Origin of the sequence: Streptomyces sp. NPDC090127, from assembly GCF_044746945.1 — a bacterium.
GTDB lineage: Bacteria > Actinomycetota > Actinomycetes > Streptomycetales > Streptomycetaceae > Streptomyces.
Map to the genome: position 1 here is coordinate 69,713 of NZ_JBIVDE010000003.1, position 17,137 is coordinate 86,849.

17 protein-coding genes and 4 pseudogenes are annotated in these 17,137 nt (G+C 69.0%); 8 read left to right on the top strand and 13 right to left on the bottom strand.

What is annotated here, in order from left to right:
• Positions 1-89 precede the first annotated feature (89 nt).
• Entirely contained in the window at positions 90-1,073 is a 984-nt protein-coding gene (locus ACIPPS_RS11370) for an ornithine cyclodeaminase family protein (RefSeq protein WP_401429739.1), read from the bottom strand.
• Between the two features lie 431 nt (positions 1,074-1,504).
• Here ACIPPS_RS11370 and ACIPPS_RS11375 point away from each other — a divergent pair, with 431 nt between their 5' ends.
• Positions 1,505-2,029 (top strand): GNAT family N-acetyltransferase, encoded by a 525-nt coding sequence (locus ACIPPS_RS11375; RefSeq protein ID WP_401429741.1) that lies wholly within the window; start codon positions 1,505-1,507, stop codon positions 2,027-2,029.
• A gap of 93 nt (positions 2,030-2,122) precedes the next feature.
• On the opposite strand, the pseudogene ACIPPS_RS11380 reads toward ACIPPS_RS11375, so the two are convergent.
• The 4 genes and pseudogenes from ACIPPS_RS11380 to ACIPPS_RS11395 form a co-directional block, all read right to left on the bottom strand.
• Positions 2,123-2,560 (bottom strand): annotated as a pseudogene (locus ACIPPS_RS11380) (hydantoinase/oxoprolinase family protein); the annotation flags it as partial.
• 37 nt (positions 2,561-2,597) lie between these two features.
• On the bottom strand, positions 2,598-4,175 hold the full coding sequence (locus tag ACIPPS_RS11385; RefSeq protein ID WP_401429743.1) for a peptidoglycan-binding protein: 1,578 nt from the start codon (positions 4,173-4,175) through the stop codon (positions 2,598-2,600).
• Positions 4,176-4,884: 709 nt separating this feature from the next.
• Positions 4,885-5,220, bottom strand: a complete 336-nt coding sequence (locus tag ACIPPS_RS11390; RefSeq protein WP_401429745.1) for a DUF3140 domain-containing protein — start codon at positions 5,218-5,220, stop codon at positions 4,885-4,887.
• A complete protein-coding gene (locus ACIPPS_RS11395; RefSeq protein WP_401429747.1) occupies positions 5,217-5,444 on the bottom strand; it encodes a DUF2945 domain-containing protein in 228 nt (75 codons plus the stop codon). Before ACIPPS_RS11395 ends, ACIPPS_RS11390 begins: the two co-directional genes overlap by 4 nt.
• Positions 5,445-6,760: 1,316 nt before the next feature.
• Between ACIPPS_RS11395 and ACIPPS_RS11400 the strand changes: the two genes are divergently transcribed.
• Both ACIPPS_RS11400 and ACIPPS_RS11405 read left to right on the top strand, forming a co-directional pair.
• Positions 6,761-7,024 carry a UBP-type zinc finger domain-containing protein gene (locus ACIPPS_RS11400; RefSeq protein ID WP_401429749.1) on the top strand — a complete coding sequence of 88 codons (264 nt, stop codon included), beginning with the start codon at positions 6,761-6,763 and terminating at the stop codon, positions 7,022-7,024.
• 237 nt (positions 7,025-7,261) lie between these two features.
• On the top strand, positions 7,262-7,927 hold the full coding sequence (locus ACIPPS_RS11405) for an SDR family NAD(P)-dependent oxidoreductase (RefSeq protein ID WP_401429751.1): 666 nt from the start codon (positions 7,262-7,264) through the stop codon (positions 7,925-7,927).
• Positions 7,928-8,070: 143 nt separating this feature from the next.
• Here ACIPPS_RS11405 and ACIPPS_RS11410 read toward each other — a convergent pair whose 3' ends face one another.
• Positions 8,071-8,547 (bottom strand): ATP-binding protein, encoded by a 477-nt coding sequence (locus tag ACIPPS_RS11410; RefSeq protein WP_401429753.1) that lies wholly within the window; start codon positions 8,545-8,547, stop codon positions 8,071-8,073.
• A gap of 152 nt (positions 8,548-8,699) precedes the next feature.
• Here ACIPPS_RS11410 and ACIPPS_RS11415 point away from each other — a divergent pair.
• Positions 8,700-9,218 (top strand): annotated as a pseudogene (locus ACIPPS_RS11415) (amino acid ABC transporter permease); the annotation flags it as partial.
• An 8-nt stretch (positions 9,219-9,226) separates the two neighbouring features.
• Positions 9,227-9,690 (top strand): annotated as a pseudogene (locus tag ACIPPS_RS11420) (ATP-binding cassette domain-containing protein); the annotation flags it as partial.
• A gap of 323 nt (positions 9,691-10,013) precedes the next feature.
• Here ACIPPS_RS11420 and ACIPPS_RS11425 read toward each other — a convergent pair.
• From ACIPPS_RS11425 to ACIPPS_RS11440, 4 genes are all read right to left on the bottom strand, one after another.
• The gene (locus tag ACIPPS_RS11425; protein WP_401429755.1) at positions 10,014-10,748 is read right to left on the bottom strand and encodes a tectonin domain-containing protein; all 735 of its coding nucleotides are present in this window, start codon (positions 10,746-10,748) and stop codon (positions 10,014-10,016) included.
• 224 nt (positions 10,749-10,972) lie between these two features.
• Entirely contained in the window at positions 10,973-11,197 is a 225-nt protein-coding gene (locus ACIPPS_RS11430; RefSeq protein WP_401429757.1) for a hypothetical protein, read from the bottom strand.
• The gene (locus tag ACIPPS_RS11435) at positions 11,194-11,547 is read right to left on the bottom strand and encodes a hypothetical protein (RefSeq protein ID WP_401429759.1); all 354 of its coding nucleotides are present in this window, start codon (positions 11,545-11,547) and stop codon (positions 11,194-11,196) included. Before ACIPPS_RS11435 ends, ACIPPS_RS11430 begins: the two co-directional genes overlap by 4 nt.
• Complete coding sequence (locus ACIPPS_RS11440) at positions 11,544-12,347, bottom strand: alpha/beta fold hydrolase (RefSeq protein ID WP_401429761.1); 804 nt, start codon at positions 12,345-12,347, stop codon at positions 11,544-11,546. Before ACIPPS_RS11440 ends, ACIPPS_RS11435 begins: the two co-directional genes overlap by 4 nt.
• Positions 12,348-12,487: 140 nt before the next feature.
• On the opposite strand from ACIPPS_RS11440, the gene ACIPPS_RS11445 reads away from it, so the two are divergent.
• The gene (locus ACIPPS_RS11445) at positions 12,488-13,099 is read left to right on the top strand and encodes a TetR/AcrR family transcriptional regulator (protein WP_401429763.1); all 612 of its coding nucleotides are present in this window, start codon (positions 12,488-12,490) and stop codon (positions 13,097-13,099) included.
• Positions 13,100-13,329: 230 nt separating this feature from the next.
• Here ACIPPS_RS11445 and ACIPPS_RS11450 read toward each other — a convergent pair.
• A pseudogene (locus tag ACIPPS_RS11450) lies at positions 13,330-13,964 on the bottom strand (ATP-binding cassette domain-containing protein); the annotation flags it as partial.
• A gap of 45 nt (positions 13,965-14,009) precedes the next feature.
• Complete coding sequence (locus tag ACIPPS_RS11455; protein WP_401429765.1) at positions 14,010-14,462, bottom strand: hypothetical protein; 453 nt, start codon at positions 14,460-14,462, stop codon at positions 14,010-14,012.
• 333 nt (positions 14,463-14,795) lie between these two features.
• Here ACIPPS_RS11455 and ACIPPS_RS11460 point away from each other — a divergent pair, with 333 nt between their 5' ends.
• Both ACIPPS_RS11460 and ACIPPS_RS11465 read left to right on the top strand, forming a co-directional pair.
• A complete protein-coding gene (locus ACIPPS_RS11460) occupies positions 14,796-15,245 on the top strand; it encodes an SRPBCC family protein (RefSeq protein WP_401429768.1) in 450 nt (149 codons plus the stop codon).
• A 233-nt stretch (positions 15,246-15,478) separates the two neighbouring features.
• Positions 15,479-16,360: a DUF4394 domain-containing protein gene (locus ACIPPS_RS11465; RefSeq protein WP_401429770.1), complete on the top strand. Its 882-nt coding sequence runs from the start codon at positions 15,479-15,481 to the stop codon at positions 16,358-16,360.
• Positions 16,361-16,610: 250 nt separating this feature from the next.
• Here ACIPPS_RS11465 and ACIPPS_RS11470 read toward each other — a convergent pair whose 3' ends face one another.
• On the bottom strand, positions 16,611-17,117 hold the full coding sequence (locus tag ACIPPS_RS11470) for a MarR family winged helix-turn-helix transcriptional regulator (RefSeq protein ID WP_401429773.1): 507 nt from the start codon (positions 17,115-17,117) through the stop codon (positions 16,611-16,613).
• Positions 17,118-17,137 lie beyond the last annotated feature (20 nt).

Sequence of the window (17,137 nt, forward strand, 5' to 3'; positions counted from 1 at the left end):
CACCTCCACGTCGGACAAGGCGCCGGTGTGTCGTGCGGGTTGTCGATCCAGCCGCTCACCGTGGGACGATCGCGCGCCGGAATGTGGCATCACCGCAGCGTGATCTCCTCACCGATCGACCGCTCGCGGGCGGCGGTGACGACCAGGCCCGTGGCGGCGGCGTCCTGTACTGCCACGCCGACCGACTTGTAGAGGGTGATCTGGTCCGGCGAGGTGCGTCCCGGTTTACTGCCGGTGATGAGTTCGCCCAGCTCGGCGTAGACGTGATCGGCTGTGATGAGGCCGTCGCGGATCGGCATGAGCAGGTCGTTGCTGCCGGCGGGGAACGGGGCAAGCGCGGCCTGCCGCGATTCGACGCACACCAGTGCCTCGACGACCGTGGCGTCATCGATCTCGCGGCCGGCAGGGTTGTACCCCACGGAGGTGATGTGCACCCCAGGCGTCAGCCAGGAGCGGCGGATCACGGGTTCGACGGCGTGTGTGGTCGCGGCGGCGATGTCCGCTCCGTCGAGAGCCTGGGGGTAACTGGTCACGGCCTGGACCTCGGCCTCCAGTACGGCTGAGAGTTCCTCGGCCAGGGCAGCGGCTCTCGCCGGATCCCGGCCCGCCACGCGGATCTGCCGGATCGGGCGGACCCGGCAGATCGCACGGGCGTGGGACCGGGCCTGCACTCCGGTGCCCAGGACCGCCAGCACCGAAGCGTCCTCGCGGGCCAGCAGTCGTGTCGACAGTGCGGAACAGGCGCCGGTCCGCGCCGCGGTGATGGCCGTACCGTCCAGCAGCGCGGCGGGCTCGCCGGTGTCCGGATCGAACGCCACGATCAGCGCCTGATGGGTAGGCAGCCGGTCGTTGTGCGGGAAGAGCGACACGAGCTTGGTCATAAGGACTCCGGCCGACGGCAGGAAGCCTGGCATGGCCGCCAGGAACCCATCGCGTTCGCCCACCAGGGCGGCGACGCGGTCGGGTACCGAGGCGCGGCCCGCACTGAGGTCTGCCATCGCCGAGGCCAAGGCGTCGACCAGCGAGTCCACGTCGAGCAGGGCCTCGACCTGCGAGCGCCCCAGAACGAGCATGCGCCTCCACTCCTGATGCCGGTCATCCAGACAGCGACCCACACTCCAAGCGTCGACCGCGGCTGCCTGCCGCCCCGGCTACGACACGCGGTCCGTCCTGAGCACGTTCATCCGTACGTGTCTGAGCACATCAACGTGTGCGCCGACAGGGGGCTCGATCAAGTGTCGAGATCTGTGGGGCCGGCCTCGATGAACACGAGCGCGCCGACGAGTCCGGGATGCGCGGCGGGAGCGATGAGCATGGCCTGTGCCCGCCCAGCGACTGGCCGACCAGGACGGGACGCCGCGGCGCCAGCTGATAGGTCGTGTCCGGGCGATCACGGCCTCGGCGGAGGGGTGGTCAAACAGTGGGGAACCGAACCGTGCGGGGTTCCCTGCCTGTGGGCGGAATTCACTGGAGGCGCCACGCACGCCGTGATGCAATGCCCACCATGATCTTCGGAGAACTCGTGCACCTGCGTGCGCTGGCGCCGTCCGACGCCGAGCCGTTGTGGCGGTGGAACAACGACCCCGACGTGATGCGCTGGATGCACGCGTATTACGACCAGCACCTGGAGGGGGTGCGCAAACGCCTCGGTGAACGGGGACCGAACACGTACGGGGACACGCTGTACGGGATCGAGGTACGTGATGACGAGAGGCTGATCGGGTTGGTGCGGCTGCGGGATGCCGAGCCGGAGACGGGCTGCGCCGAGCTGGACATCTACCTGGGCGAGAAGGATCACTGGGGCCGCGGGTACGCCACCGACGCGCTGCGCACCATGTGCCGGTACGGATTCGACACCATGCGGCTGCACAAGATCTCCCTGACCGTAGTCACGGAGAACCATGCGGCTCACCACATCTACCAGAAGGTCGGCTTCGTCGAAGAGGGCCGACTGCGTCAGGTGTTCCACCGGGACGGGGTGTGGTACGACCAGTACGCCATGGGAATGCTGAAGGGTGAGCTGCGCTAAGGGCTGGCCGGCCATCCGAAGCCCGATGCGTGTGCGCTGGGCGGGTGAGGTGAGGCCGGCTCAAGGAGTGATGTGATCACCGCGCCCGACCTCGACCCGCACCGGTCGGCGGGTGGCGCGGAAGCGACGTCCGACCTCGGCGCCGTACACGGCGTGCGCGCCGGTACCCGCGAGTCAGCGGACCTGCCCGGGTTCGGTCCGCAGGCCGGCCGCGGTGGTGCGTAGCCGTTCCTCCTCGTCGGCGCGGTGGGCACGGTCGTGGGTGGGCAGTTCGGCGGAGACGGCGCGTACGGTGCTGGGCTGCGGGTCGACGGTCACCATGACGCCGTCGGCGGCGGCCCCGTGGTCGATCACGGCGGCCTCCGCCTCGACCCGGAGGGCGAGGAGCTGCTCATGGCCGGCGCCGGGGATGACGCGTTCGACCTGTTCGCGCACGAGGGCGAGGGCCGCGCCGATGGGGCCGATGGGGCTGATGACCTCGCCGTGGCGGGCGATCCTGCCCAGCGTGCCGCGGTGCGCCAGGTGCGGGCCGGGCGTCCGGCCGCCACGGCCGCTCGGCCCGCGCATGTCACCGACCGGTCTGCAGCGCCGTCCAGGTCGCCGCGCCCACGATGCCGTCCGCTGTCAGCGCCCGGCTGCTCTGGTAGTCCCGGACCGCCTGCGCGGTGCCGGAGCCGAAGCTGCCGTCGATTCCCACGGTCCGGCCCAGCGCGGCCGTCAGCGACCGCTGGAGCCGCTTCACGTCGGCGCCCGAGGAACCCTCCCGCAGGACGGGTTTCGTGCCCGCCGAGAGCAGCGCCGTCCAGGACTGCCGGCCGATGATCCCGTCGGCAGGCAGGCCGCGGGCGCTCTGGAACGCCTTCACGGCGGTCACCGTCCTGGTGCCGAACACACCGTCCGCGGTGCCCGCCGCGAATCCCTGTGCGTTGAGCAGTGTCTGCGCCGCGGTGACCTGGGGGCCGGTCGATCCGCTGCGGAGCGTGTCGTAGGACGGGAAGTCGAGGTTGACGGTCCCGCCGCCGGTGCCGCCGACGAGCTGCATGTAGTAGGACCAGTTCCAGTTCGGTCCGGGGTCGGTGTGGTCGTTGTTCGGGACCTCGGCGTGCCCGACGATGTGCGCGCGGTCCTTGGGGATGCCGTACCTGTCCGCCAGGTGGCGGGTGAGGGCGGCGGATGACCTGTACATCGCGTCGGTGAACCAGGCGGGGTTGTCGACGTACCCCTCGTGTTCGATGCCGACGCTGTAGGGGTTGCCCGAGCGTGCGTGGTAGGCGGTGTCCTTGTCGCGCACGGTCTGGGTGACCTGTCCGTCGGACGAGCGGATGACGTAGTGCGCGCTGACGTTCGAGCTGGGGTTCTGGAACCAGCTGATGGACCCGGCGTACGAACCCTGGGTGACGTGGATGACGACGGCGGAGATCGCCGAGGTGCGTCCCACCGCGTAGTTCCCGCTGTTCGCCGCCACCCACAGGGCCGGCGGATAATCGGTGCTCAGTGTGCCCGCCGCGGCCGAGCCGCCTTCGTCCAGGGCGGGCACGTCCGCGTAGCGGCCGCGTTCGGGGCGTACGGTGCGTGGGCGCAGGGTGACGGTCTCGCCTGCGGCCGTGGTGGCGCGGAGACCGTTCGTCAGGAAGTCGTAGACGGAGTCCGCGTAGAGGCGGGCCGTGCGCTCGTCCGGGCTGCCGCTGTACTCGGCCACGGCCGGATACCAGGCACTGGCATCGTCGCGGTCGTCCGCGCCGAGCCCCAGCCGGTCGGCGTAGGAGCGCAGTACGGCGGCCGCGCCGCGGATGTTGGCCGCGGTGCTGCGCCGCAGCGCGTCCGGTGTCTCGCCCGTCAGCTCCGCGGCCCGCTCCAGAGTGCGCGAGCGGGGGTTGCTGACCAGGTGCATCATCCCGTACCCGTTGGCGTGACTGGGCTGGCCCCCGTGGGAGTCGAGTCGACTCTCGCCGTACCCGATGGCCACGAGCAGATCGCGCGGGACATCGAACTCGACGCCGGCCCGTGTGAAGGAGCGGTCGACGGTGTCGTGAACGGCGGGCGCCGCAGCGACAGAAGGGCCGCCCGTACCCGTGAACAGGACGGCGAGGGCTGTGCCGAGGATGAGCGAGGTGGTGCGTCTCCATGATCGCGGTTGCAGGTGCATGCGGAGGTATCCCCTCATCGGTGTGGATCGGACGGGGTCGGTCGGCGAGCCGGGGTAGGTTTCCGACACGGCGATCGGGTGCGCTGCGGAGCCACTTCAGCAAGATTGCATGTCCACGTCAATGTGCGGGCGGACCACTGTGCTGCGGGCCTGTGTGTAGCTGCCATTGGCGTCACCAATGACGACCTCCTTCCCCCGGACCTTCGGGGTGCGCAGGTCATCCACTGGGATGCCGTGCTTCGTCTGGCTGTCGTGCGTGTCGGCCGAGGGAGCGACCGATGAATGTCCAGAGCCGTAGAGATGGTGCGCGCACCGGGCGGTCACCGGATCACCGGCGATGGCCGGGGTGCGCCCCTCAAGCAGCGGCGGGGCGTCACCTGGACGCTGTACACCGAGCGGCAAGCGGTCGTGGCAAGGCCGCCGATCGCGGTGTCACCGGGAACCGCTTCGCTTCGCTTCGCTTCGGCCGAAGATTCGACGACGGCGACGCCCGCATCGTCCCTTGTCGGCGCCGATCTCCCCTGTCTCGCGAGGGACCCCGCTCGTAACGAGGCGATCCTTGCCACAGGCGCACACACGCGTTGGTCCAGGCGAGGCGTCACCGGCGATGTGGCCGCAGCCACGGATGGTCCGCGGCCACCGGCCGCGCCATGGTCTGTCGACCGGTTGCCTGGGTCGCGCTTCGTGTGCGCGGCCACGCTCCGCACGTTCAGAGCGGGTCGTGTCCCCAATTCATCAGCGAGTAGCGCCACGGGGTGTCCGTGACGTCGCCCTTGGGCCGCTGCTCCAGGTGTCGGTGGATGTATCCGGTGACCTTGCGCATGTGGGCGATATCGTCGTCGCTGAGGTCGCCCTTCTTGGTGCGCAGGAGTTCGACGATGCGCCGTCCGGAAGCATGACCGACGCTCTCGCCGTCGTTCTTGCTCTGCCCGACACTTTTCGACTCGTCCGTCTCCAGCCACCTCTCCAGCTGGCCGGCGGACATGTTGACCGCCTTCTTGAACTCGTCGATGTTGCCGTCCCGGCTCTCGTCCTGCTTGGTCATGACTTCTTGCCCTTGTCGTCCAGTGCACCGGGCTTGTGGACCGCGGAGCGTCCGGACTTGTCGCTTTCCACCTCGTACTGCGGTTCCTCCTTCGAGGCGTCAACTGTGCGACCGGCGGCTTCGGTGCGCTTGGTGATCTTGCGCTTGACCTTTCCGGTGACCGTCTGACCGTGGCTCTTCCACGCGACTTCGTCCCCCTTTTCGACTTTCTTGTCCTTGGACATCGTTCTCTCCATTCCTTCCAGAGCTGCGTGGGTCGTGGGCGCGAGTCGCCGTGCGCTCGATCGTGCGACTCAGATAAGGGGGTGAAGCGGGCGCCGAAGCAGGCGGCCTTGAAAGCCGTGTGGGCTGGCCGCCGACGGCCTGCGCCGATGGGTGATGACGCTGCCGCCGTCGTGGGCGGACAGACCCGGGGCGGTGTACTGGAAGGCGGACTCAGAAGCCACGACCGGGCCTTTCTGCTGTCGTCAAGCGAAACGTCTCCTAGCAGGCAATAGCAGGCAATCACCGGATCAGTTCTTCCGCCCGTCGAGGAACGCAGTCAGGTCACTCCCGGGCCCGCGCGCCGTGTTGGCGTGTCGGCGCGGGGTACTCCTGATCCGGGCCATCGGGGCACGCGACGCCGCGATCGGCAGCGCCATGCTCCTCGCCGACAGCGCCCGCGAACGAAAGGCCGTCACCGGCTGCCGCATCGCGGCAGACGCCTCGGACGCTCTGCTGTTCGGCGCATTCCTCGAAGACCGTGACAAGCGATGGAAGGTGGCCGGGCTTCGCCAGCACCTGGGCCGTCCTGTGCGCCGCGAGCCTGTCCGGCCCGGCGCCCTCCACCCGATGACGACCGAACGAGGCGGCCCACCGGAGATGCCCCCTCCGCAGTAACGAACCTTCGCCGCGTCTGGACGAGCTCATGGACGAGCAGCCGCTACAAAGGCGAGACCAGCGGCGAAACGCCGGCGTCCACGAGATGCCGAAGGTGACGGCTGCGGAACCGGGGCGCCGTGGTGCGACCTGCGCCTACCTGGGCGCGGGAGGCAGCGTTGGGCCCCGTCGACGACAGCACCGGGGCCCAACGCTCAGCTGACCCGCGCCTCGGGGTGCTGCTCACGCCGCCAGGATGTACCCGGCTCTGCTGCCGCGCCGCTTGGCTCGCCGCAGTCGTTGGAATTCACGCTCGTCTCTGACGACGCTTGCGTCGACTGAGCGCGTCGTGCAGGGCGGATAGCAGGCGGGGCATCGCGACGGCAGACGATTGTTGCGCCAAGGTGTTCTTGCGGCGGACGTCACCCCGGACGAGAGTACGGAATGTGGTGACCGGTGGGGCGCCTTCGTCGGCGAGCCGGCCTGGACGGTGGTGCGCAAGGTAGGGAGTGGGCACGATGAGAGAGCGCCAACGACACCGCTCACGCCCGCAGGCGGGTGCGTGCACAGGCGGTCTGTTTCACCTTCGACAGGGCTGGCTGCCGTGACCGCCGAGGAGACGTGGACCGTGGCGCCTGATGGCGGCCGGCCGACTGGCCGTTCCTGCCCCCATCTCGACATCGTGTCGCCGCAGTCCGAGCGCCGGCCCCGCGCCTGCGAGGAATGCCTCGACCTGGGCTGGAAGTGGGTGCGGCTTCGCCAGTGCACGGAGTGCGGGCACGTGGGGTGCTGTGACAGCTCCCGGGGGCACCACGCCTACCGCCATCATGCGACGACCGCACACCCGGTCGTCATCTCCCTGGCGTCGGACGAGGAGTGGGCCTGGTGTTACGTGGACGAGCTCTTCCTTGTGAAGGCTCCATCGAGCGGAGACGGCACGGTGTGATCGCGACCGTACGACAGCGGACGCTCGGACGCAGGGACTGTGCTCGCCGTGAGCACCCCTAGGGGCCCGGCGGCAGACCGACGGCTGCGGCCGATGCCATCGGTCGGCGGCAGACCTACGGCTGGGGCCGATGCCATCGGGCGCAGCAGCTTCGCGCTGCCCGAGGTAAGGGCTCGCATCCATAACGCTCCCCATTCGCGAATCATCTGCGAGACGTCCCTACGGAGGAGCACGACTATGAGCGCCGGCGAAACGAGGGTCCTCGTGGTCGGCGCGACGGGCGAGATCGGCGGGCTGGCCGCTCGGCAACTCGTCGAGCACGGCGCGACGACCGCCCTCGCCGGCCGTCACCGGGAACGGCTTCAGGAAAGGGCGCGGGCGCTCGGGGGACGTCCATGGCGCACCTTCGACGCGTACGACTTGGATGGGTGTGCTCAGCTGGCACTGTGGGCGAACACCGCGCTCGGCGGGCTGGACGCCGTGGTCGTGGCCGTGGGTGTGGCGGGCTTCGGGGCTGCGGCCCAGGTGTCTGACGCGTCGGCCGAGCATCTGCTCACCGTGAATGCCCTGGGCCCTATGGCCGTCGTACGGGGCGCCCTGCCCATCATTTCCCCCGGTGGCGTCGTCGCCGTGGTGACCGGCGAGATCGTCGATCGTCCCGCTCTGGGCATGGCCGATTACGCGGCGGGCAAAGCAGCGCTCGCCATGTGGCTGGGCGTGAGCGGACGCGAGGCGCGTCGCGCCGGCATCACCGTCGTGGATGCGAGGATGCCGCATATGGACACGGGCTTCGCCTCCCGGGCCGCTGTAGGTTCCCCTCCCGCGCTGGGCCCCGGAGCAGATCCGGAACAGGCAGTGCGACAGCATGTGGTCGCTCCGGTGCTCCGGGCTCCCGGACGTTGAGCCCGGAGCAGAGTGGCGGAGTTTCCCTCTGTCGTGCGGGGGCTGTGGAGCCTGCCTGGCGGATCAGGGGACCACGAGAAGAGCTCGGGTCTGCGGGCATGCCCCCCGACCCGGAGCCAGCGTGGCATGACCCGGCCGTCTGATCACATCGCCTGACGGCCGGCCACGTCGTCGTCCGGGTCATCGGCCAGGACGACCGCTGTCGTGATGCGTTTGCCTACCGGCTCGCGGTGCATCTCGAAGCTGCGGCACACCGCCATCACGATCTCCAGTCCGTGCTGGCCGATCCGCGCCGGGTCCGGTGCCAAGATCAGCGGCATGGCCGTGCTGCTGTCCCACACGGTCACCTCGACGGCCCCCCCGACGACCTCCAGGGTCAGCAGACAGGGGCCCGGAGCATACTTACGGGCATTGGTGACCAACTCACTCACCACCAGCTGAACGGTGCCCAGCGCCCGCTGCGACACCGGCAAACCGTGCACAACCTGCAACTCCACCATGAAGTCCCGGGCCGTGACGCGCGCGGCAGCGATGTCCTCGCTTTCCTCGAACACGGCGGACACCAGAGCCGGACGTCTCGCCCACGGCTCCAGGCTCTCTTCTTGCCCAGTCAGGTACATACAGTCCGCCCCACGTCCGAAGGACCGTCAGCAACCCGGCCCGCCTACCCCCAAAACGTCACCTCACTCCACGCATCAAGAAACATGGCCTGACACTCATCGCTGCTGATTCGCTCCTTCGGGTTGGCAGCAGAGGCTGGGGTCATCCGCAGTTCCAGGCCGACACCAACACCCTGCTCACCCCGACCGTCGCCGCGCTGCTTGCCCTCGGGCTCAACGAGGCCGCGTACACCTCGGAGATCGTCCGGGCCGGCATCCAGTCCGTCGTCCCCGGGCAGACGAAGGCCGCGCACTCGCTCGGTATGCGGCCCGCCCTGACCATGCGCCGCATCGTGCTCCCCCAGGCCATGCGGGTGATCATCCCGCCGATGGGCAACGAGACGATCAACATGCTCAAGATGACCGCACTGGTCTCGGTCATCGCCGCTCACGACCTGATGTCCAACATCCAGGAGGTGTACGCGCAGAACTACCAGGTCATCCCGATGCTCGTCGTCGCATCCCTGTGGTACCTCGCCCTGGTCACTGTGCTGAGCATCCCGCAGACCTGGCTGGAGAGACGCTACGGGCGGGGCAGCACGAACGGCAGCGGCACCTCGCCCCTGCGACGGATGCTCACCGGGTTCGCGTCGGAATCACGACGCGATGAGAAGAAGGAGAAGGACCGTTGAGCGCCCTCATGGTGCACGCCCAGGTCGTGCGAAAGCGCTTCGGGAAGCTTGAGGTCCTCAAGGGCATCGACCTGACCGTCGAACGCGGGCAGGTGTGCTGCCTGCTCGGCCCCTCAGGGTCGGGAAAGTCCACCTTCCTGCGCTGCATCAACCACCTGGAGAAGATCGACGGCGGCAAGCTCGCGGTCGACGGCGACCTCGTCGGCTACCGCCGGCACGGCAGCCGCCTGCACGAACTGCGGACGAGGAGGTCTCAGCCCACCGTCGTGACATAGGCATGGTCTTCCAGCGCTTCAACCTCTTCCCGCACCTGACCGCCGAGCAGAACATCATGGAGGCTCCCGTCCGGATGGCCGACGCGAGCACCGCGACCGCCCGCGCCGACGCCCGGCGGCTCCTCGACCGGGTGGGTCTGGGGGATCGGGCCGGCCACTATCCCGCCCAGCGAGCCGGAGCGAGAGAACGAAAGGTGCTCTGAGCGTTGGGTCCTACGCCCAGCCGCTGGTCGCGACGCCCTCTCCTCGTCTACGCCGGTGTGCCTGGGAGCGGGAGCGCCAGGTGGCAGTGGATGAGCGTTCTGCGCGGTGCGGGCCGGGGATTTGGGCTGCGTGGCGACGGCGGCGCCGACGAGGCCGGCCGCCGGACTTCGTCGTCATCGATCTCGCGGACGCGTACCCGTTCCGCCACCCGCACAGAGTGGTGGGCACGCGCCACCCAGGACAGGACCTGCGGGCAACGCGGTGGGCCCCCGGCCCGTGCAAGAACCGGGGGCCCGCGTCACGTTGCCGACCGAGGTCAGTCCTGGCGGTCGCCGGTGTAGCGGTAGATGTTGCCGTTGCGGTTGACGCCCCAGACGGTGCCGTCGGCGGCGGCGCCGATGTCGGTGAGACTGCCCGTGATCTGGTTCCAGGGGCTGGAGGTGCGGTCGTCGTAGCCGGAGAAGCTGTAGATTTTGTCGCCGGAGTTGACGCCCCACACGTTTGTACGCGACCCGGCCGCGATGCGGGTCAGGTTGCCGGAGATCTCGAACCAGTGGTTCTTGTTGTGCTGGTCGCCGGCGTAGCGGTAGATGTTGCCGTTGCGGTTGACGCCCCAGACGGTGCCGTCGGCGGCGGCGCCGATGTCGGAGAGGTTGCCGGGGATCTTGATCCACGGGCTCGGGGTGAGGAAGTCGTAGCCGGAGAACTTGTAGATGTCCCCGGCTTCGTTGACGCCCCACACGTTCGTCCGCGACCCGACCGCGATGCGGGTCAGGTTGCCAGGGATCTGGACCCACTGGTCCGCGCTTTCCTCCTGGTCGCCGGCGTAGCGGTAGATGTTGCCGGCCGCGTTCACGCCCCAGACGGTGCCGTCGGCACCGGCACCGATGTCGGTGAGGCTGCCGGGGATCTGGATCCACGGGCTGGTGGCGAGGTCGTCGTAGCCGGAGAACTTGTAGATGTTGCCGGCGGCGTTGACGCCCCACACGTTCGTCCGGGAGCCGGCCGAGATGGCTGTGAGGTTTCCGCGGATCTGCTTCCACTCAGGCATGCCTGGTTACCTTCCGTCGGGAATGACACCCACAGTGTGGAGATGACAGCACAGAGTCACGAACGGGTCTGGCAAACAGGTAGACCTGAAATCGGTGTTTGACCGTGGGCGGGCCCGCACTCATCGATGGTTGCTGCCCCAACTGCCACATTCAAAGGCCTAATGGGGGTCGCCCGAGCGAGTGATGCAGGCGTCGCCCCTCAACCTCTGCGCGCTCGCCACGATCACTGCCGAGGGATCTCGCTCGCGCCCAGGACGTACCGACGAGCTCGCTGCGCTGATTGGTCGACCGACTGCCGGGTCGTGGGCGCGAGGTGGATCTGGAGCTCGCCAAGCAGCGCGGCGTCGATGAACTGCCGTACGGTGTCCGCCCCGCCGGAGATCTGGACGTCTTTGCCCCCTGCGGCTTTGCGGGCCTGGGCCAGCGCGCTGTCGATCCCTTCGGTCACAGAGGTGAAGGTGGTGCCGCTCTGCCGCACCCAGGGTTCCCGCGGGGTGTGGGCGAGAACGAAGACGGGGGCGCGGAAGGGCGGCGGGTCGGGCAGCCGACCTCGCCTTCGGCGAACATCCGCCGCCCCATGATGTAGGCGCCGGCGCGGGCGAAGTCCTCCTGGACGATCTCGTCGTCCTGATTGGTCCGGCCGCCCGCGATGCTCTGGCGCTCCCGCCAGCTCTCCACGCCGAAGACCCATGCGTGGATGCGCATTCCGCCGTCACCGAGCGGGATTTCGGGACGGGAGTTGGGGCCGGCCATGAAGCCGTCCAGGGGCATGCCCAGACTGGCGAAGACCTTGCTCACGCCTGCTCCCCGGTGGTGAAGAAGTCGGTCAGGGCGGGGGCGAGGAGCTCCGGGGCGATGGTGTGCTCCTCGCCGGGGAAGACGTGCAGGGCGAAGTTGTCCGCCAGTGCGGCGAGTTCCCGAGCGCCGGTGAGCATGTGCGGTGCGCCCGCGTCCCCGCTGCCGACGAACACGGGCACCTTCACGGATTTCCAGCGGTCGGCGGGCAGCGGCCGTCCTGACATGGTGTCGCCCATGACCTGACCGTCGTAGGGCAGGGTGCGGGCGGCGGCTTCCATGCCGGCCCAGAAGGGGGCATGCCGCATCCCCGCGACGGCCTCGGCGGGCATCCCCACGGCCGCGGTCATGAAGTAGGCGGCCGCATCGCCGTACGCCCCCTGCTCCACGAGGTCCGTCAGGTGAGCAACGTAGTCGGTGGGCAGCGGAGGCCGGCTGGAGTCGGTGATGAACGGCGGCTCGTACAGGGCGAGTCGAGTCACGGAGCTGCCCCGTGCCACGGCCTCCAGCGCCAGCACGGCACCGGAGGACATACCGAAGACCATCGCCTCCCCGCCCACACGCCCGATCAGTGCGTCCAGGTCCTCGACCTCGCGCTGCACGTCGTAGACCGGACTGTCCTCGCTGTCACCGCGGCCCCGGCGGTCGTACGTCACCACGGCGCAGTGCTCGGCCAGCAGGCCGGCGAGGGCGGCGGAGTCACCGCGCGCCATGAAAGCACCGCCCACGAGCACCACTGCGGGGCCCGAGCCCTGCTGTTCGTAGGCGATGGCCGTGCCGTCGGCGGAGAACACCTTGTCCATGGGAAACCACTCCACATCTTCACGCAGTGCGAAGGTCCGGAAGCCCTGCGCTTCGGAACTGGACCGTACAGTACTCACACGGGTACTGGTCAGTCCAGTACTCTTCTGTGAGGGGGACGAGACGGATGGAGAAGGGGTCGATGATGGACAGCCGTTCAGCGCGCAAACACGAGGCGATCCTGGAGGCTGCGACCAGCGTCTTCCTGGACAAGGGGTACGCCGGGACGAGCATGGATGACATCGCGAAGCTGGCCGCGGTGTCCAAACAGACCGTCTACAAGCACTTCTCCGACAAGGAGAAGCTCTTCGCCGACATCGTCCTCGCCACCACCGACCGTCTCGACACCACGATCGACCTGCTGGCCGACTTCCCGACTGACGACGCCAACCTGGAAGAGAACCTGACCCGGCTTGCCCGTCAGCTCCTGACCGCCCTCACCGACCCCCGAGTGATCCAGCTACGGCGCCTGATCATCGCCAATGCCGATGTCTTCCCCGACCTGGGAACCGAGTGGTACGAGCGGGGCTTCCAACGAGGACTCGCCACGCTGGCAGCCACTTTCCAGCGCCTGGCCGACCAGGGGTTGCTCCACATCGACGACACGCTCCTGGCCGCGAACCACTTCTCCGGCCTGCTGCTGTGGATCCCGGTGAACCAGGCCATGTTCACCGGCCGGTCCCGGCACGCCGACGTCGACCTCGACCGCTACGCCGCCGTCGGCGTGCGCGTCTTTCTCGCCGCCTACCGCTGATCACCAACTGCAGGAGTCGATCCGCCAGACCCGGGAAGGGGCCGTATGGCCGTGATTGTTCCCCTGCGCGGCAACTGACGCGGCCGGGGCTTGCCGCAATGTCTGACAGCCGGGCCCACCGACCAGGACGAAGACGTGCTCGACGCGGGCACGGACCTGCTTGTGTGACGTGGTGGTTGGTGGAGCACCGGAAGTTCTTCGACTGCTCGGCCACAGCCCGAAGGGGCCTGTCACGCCGGGGTGTCGGTGACGGCGCGGTCGGACACCGCCAGCCGTCGGGTGACACGTACCGCTCCAGCAGTCGGCGGTCGTGGGGGACGAGCAAGAGCGTGCCGTCGTAGGTGTTCAGGGCGGACTCCAGTTGTTCGATGGCCACCAGGTCCAGGTGGTTGGTGGGCTCGCCCAGGACCAGCAGGCTCACCCCGCGGCCTTGGAGCAGGGCGAGTGCGGCCCGGGTGCGTTCGCCTGGCGAGCGGGTGGTTGCCTCGCGAAGCACGTGCGCGGTGCCCAGGCCGAACGTGGCCAGCAGGGTGCGCACCTCCGCGGGTTCCATCGAGGGCGTGGCCGCGCGGAAGGCGTCCAGCAGCGATTCGCGTCCGTGGAACAGCTCGCGGGCCTGGTCGATCTCGCCGATCATCACGCCGGAGCCCAGCGCCTGATGGCCGGTGTTCAACGGGATGCGGCCGAGCAGCGCGGCCAGCAGCGTCGACTTGCCGGAGCCGTTCGCGCCGGTGATCGCGACGCGGTCGGCACGGTCGATCCACAGTGAGACGGGCCCCAGGGTGACGTCACCGCGGTGCACGCCGGCCTCACGCAGCGTGGCGACGACTGTGCCGGAGCGGGGTCCGGAGACGATCGGAGCTCGCCGAGCAACCGGCACGGTGCGCTTTCGGACCAGGGTCTCAGCGCCCTACTGGTCGGTTCGAGTGTCGTCGGGTCGGGCCGAGTGGTCGGGGTGGCCCGTCGTGCGGCGGGCTTCCTTCATCTCCGCCTCGTACAGGTGCTCCTTGCCCTCGGCCAGGGCGTCCAGCGCCTCCCGCTCCACCTGCCTGAACGGCTCGTAGTACGTGCCGTCGTACTCCTCGATGATCTGGAAGGACCAGCGGCCGGGGATGACGTTGCGGCCGACAATCTCCTTGTCCACGCGGTCGGCCCAGCTGTCATGGCCGGCCTCGCGCAGCAGGTTCACCGCCCGGTCCAGCTCCAGGTCGGCTCGTCCGGTGAGCTGGTGAAAGGAGTAGAGGTGGCCGCGGGCTCGCTCAGTCGTCTCCAGGGCCTTGGACAACGATCCGAGCGCTTCCACCGTGGCGTCGGTGACACCCTCGGGACGCTGGTGTCCACGATCAGGACTGTCTGCGCTCATCGGCACGAAACACCTTCCTTCCAGAGAGCCTCACGATCCGCAGCGTTCGCCTCCCCGCACTGCGCGGTCGTCGCCCGGCGCGCCGCGGGAACAGGCCATCGGGACGGCCACCCCTGCCGACCCGTACTGAACTCGCGGACTCATCCCAGCCTCGTAGCGACGCGACGGCAACCGGTGTACGGCCACCCGGCGCGCATCCCTCCCGCAGGCTGGCCCACCCGGGTGGTCATGGCACGCCCGGGAGCGGGTACGCGCCGTGGCACGGGCCTCGGCCCGTAAGGGCTGCCGCAACCAGGGCGCACCCCTTTCCCGTCGGACAGAGGATGCACAGTCATGTCGCAGGTCGAAGAGTCGATCGTGGTCAACGTCCCCGTCAGCGTCGCCTACAACCAGTGGACACAGTTCGAGTCCTTCCCCGAGTTCATGGACGGCGTCGAGCGGATCGAGCAGCGGACGGACACGCTCACCCACTGGGTCACCTCCGTCGGCGGGATCAAGCGCGAGTTCGACGCGCGGATCACCGAGCAGATCCCGGACGAGCGGGTCGCCTGGACGACGGTCGACGGTGAGGCCAAGCAGGCCGGCGTGGTCACCTTCCACCGACTGGAGGACACACGGACGAAGGTGATGCTGCAGATGGACTTCGACCCCAGCGGACCGGCTGAAACGGTCGGCGACAAGCTGGGGTTCGTCCGCAAGCAGGTCACCGGCGACCTCGAGCGGTTCAAGCACTTCATCGAATCCCGCGGACAAGAGACCGGCGCCTGGCGCGGCAGCGTCTGACAGCCCCGCCGGCAGCCGCCGCCGGACCGGCGGAAGCCAGCTGGCGCCATGTCGTTCCGATCACCCATGGAGAGTGATTTCGGTTGGTCCGTGGGTGGGCGTTGCGGTAGGACTTTTGCGGGCTGTTGGAGGGGTCGCGTCCTTCGGTACCGATCTCCCGCACGTGATGTGTCGAAGGATCTGCGGACTCGCCTCACAAGAGATGCGGGCCGCTGATCGATCGGAGTTCTCACGTGCGCGCTCGACTCGCTACCACCGCTGTGGCCGCTACCGCGGTAGCCGCTTCCCTGCTGTTCCCCGCCCTGGCCTCGGCGCAGGCCCAGGGCGCCGATCCGTTCGTACCCGAAGGCCGTACGGGAGGGCACCGTCTGATCAGCGTGGGCTTGACCTCGGACCAGCGCCTGGTCGGCTTCGACGTCTCCGACCCGAGCGACACCTGGTCGCTGGGCAAGGTCCGCGGCCTTCGGGGTGACAGCAAGCTGGTCGGGATCGACTTCCGTGTCCAGAACGGCAAGCTGTACGGCGTCGGGGAGAAGGGCGGCGTCTACACGGTCGACAGCGAGGCCAGGGCCGTCAAGGTGTCGCAGCTGACGGTCGCCCTGCAGGGTCGGCACTTCGGGGTGGACTTCAACCCCGCCGCCAACCGGCTTCGTGTCATCAGCGACACCGGGCAGAACCTGCGGCACAACATCGACGACCCGGCCGCCCCGAGGAGCACCACCGTCGACGGCACGCTCACCAACCCGACCATGCCGCCGTCGACCGCTCTCGGTGTCACCGGTGCCGCCTACACGAACAACGACCTGAACGCGGCGACCGCCACCACCCTGTTCGACATCGACACCACGAACGACCGGGTCTCGCTGCAGTCACCGGCCAACGCCGGCACCCTCGCCCCCACCGGCAACCTCGGCGTCAACGCCGGGCCTTCGGCCGGGTTCGACATCTACTACAAGGCCTCCAACGGTTGGAATCACGGCTTCGCGGCCCTGACCGTCGACGGGAAGCAGCGCTTCTACAAGGTCAACACCCTCAACGGCCGCGCCGACCTCGTCGGCGCCTTCCCCGCCAGCCGCCAGGTCGTCGACGTCGCTCTCCCCCTCGACCAGCACTGAACGCTGAAGACGCCGGGGGCAGGCTGTCTCAGCCTGCCCCCGGCCCAGCAGCGACGAGCCCCGACGACGGGTGGCAGAGGACCTCTGTGCCCGGCCTCGAGGCACGCTACGAGTTGGGCAAACCGGAGATGCGGCTCCTGGGCTGGCAAGGCGTCCTGCTGCCCTCGCTCATCTGCTGCCTCCAGGACGCAGCGCCGTCGCGGAGCTGATGCTGTCGAGGCGCGCCAGCCGGGTCGGCCGGTGGAGCCGTTCAAACGGCAGGGGGGCCGCCGGTGGTTCGGCGCGCCTCGCTGTGGCCGGCGGTGAGGTTCTTGGCGAGTGCGGTGAGGCCTCGTGTCAGAGCGCGGCGCTCGCCGGTCGGCATGGTGTGGATGGCGTGGTGGAGCATGGCTTCGCGCTTCTCGCGGATGCGTTGGAGGTGTCGCTTTCCGGCGGGGCTGAGGCGAAGGGTGACTTCGCGTCCGTTCCCGGGGCACGGGAGGCGTTCGAGGAAGCCGAGGGCTTGGAGGCGGTCGCACATGCGGCTGACGTTGGGGGGCGACGCGGCCAGGCGGTGGCAGACGGCCCGCATCCTGATGCCGTCCTGCCCGTCGACGACATACATCAGCCGCAGTTGTGATGCGGAGGTGGGTGCGGTGGCCTGCCCTGTGGAAGCCTTGGAGTGCTCCCACAGGACGTCGAGGAGTTCGGCGATGCCGCTGGCGGCCTGGGTGGCGTCGGAGCAGGTCCTGCTGGGGGCGGCTTCGGGTGCGGGCATGACTTCCCCGTGGGTGGGTG

Bases quoted from the DNA above. Each gene is read 5' to 3' on its own strand.
- ACIPPS_RS11375 (WP_401429741.1), top strand. From the start codon at position 1,505: ATGATCTTCGGAGAACTCGTGCACCTGCGTGCGCTGGCGCCGTCCGAC.
- ACIPPS_RS11395 (WP_401429747.1), bottom strand. From the start codon at position 5,444: ATGTCCAAGGACAAGAAAGTCGAAAAGGGGGACGAAGTCGCGTGGAAG.
- ACIPPS_RS11425 (WP_401429755.1), bottom strand. From the start codon at position 10,748: ATGCCTGAGTGGAAGCAGATCCGCGGAAACCTCACAGCCATCTCGGCC.
- ACIPPS_RS11445 (WP_401429763.1), top strand. From the start codon at position 12,488: ATGATGGACAGCCGTTCAGCGCGCAAACACGAGGCGATCCTGGAGGCT.
- ACIPPS_RS11470 (WP_401429773.1), bottom strand. From the start codon at position 17,117: ATGCCCGCACCCGAAGCCGCCCCCAGCAGGACCTGCTCCGACGCCACC.
- ACIPPS_RS11410 (WP_401429753.1), bottom strand. From the start codon at position 8,547: ATGTACCTGACTGGGCAAGAAGAGAGCCTGGAGCCGTGGGCGAGACGT.
- ACIPPS_RS11385 (WP_401429743.1), bottom strand. From the start codon at position 4,175: ATGCACCTGCAACCGCGATCATGGAGACGCACCACCTCGCTCATCCTC.
- ACIPPS_RS11370 (WP_401429739.1), bottom strand. From the start codon at position 1,073: ATGCTCGTTCTGGGGCGCTCGCAGGTCGAGGCCCTGCTCGACGTGGAC.
- ACIPPS_RS11440 (WP_401429761.1), bottom strand. From the start codon at position 12,347: ATGGACAAGGTGTTCTCCGCCGACGGCACGGCCATCGCCTACGAACAG.
- ACIPPS_RS11455 (WP_401429765.1), bottom strand. From the start codon at position 14,462: ATGAGCGCAGACAGTCCTGATCGTGGACACCAGCGTCCCGAGGGTGTC.
- ACIPPS_RS11460 (WP_401429768.1), top strand. From the start codon at position 14,796: ATGTCGCAGGTCGAAGAGTCGATCGTGGTCAACGTCCCCGTCAGCGTC.
- ACIPPS_RS11405 (WP_401429751.1), top strand. From the start codon at position 7,262: ATGAGCGCCGGCGAAACGAGGGTCCTCGTGGTCGGCGCGACGGGCGAG.
- ACIPPS_RS11390 (WP_401429745.1), bottom strand. From the start codon at position 5,220: ATGACCAAGCAGGACGAGAGCCGGGACGGCAACATCGACGAGTTCAAG.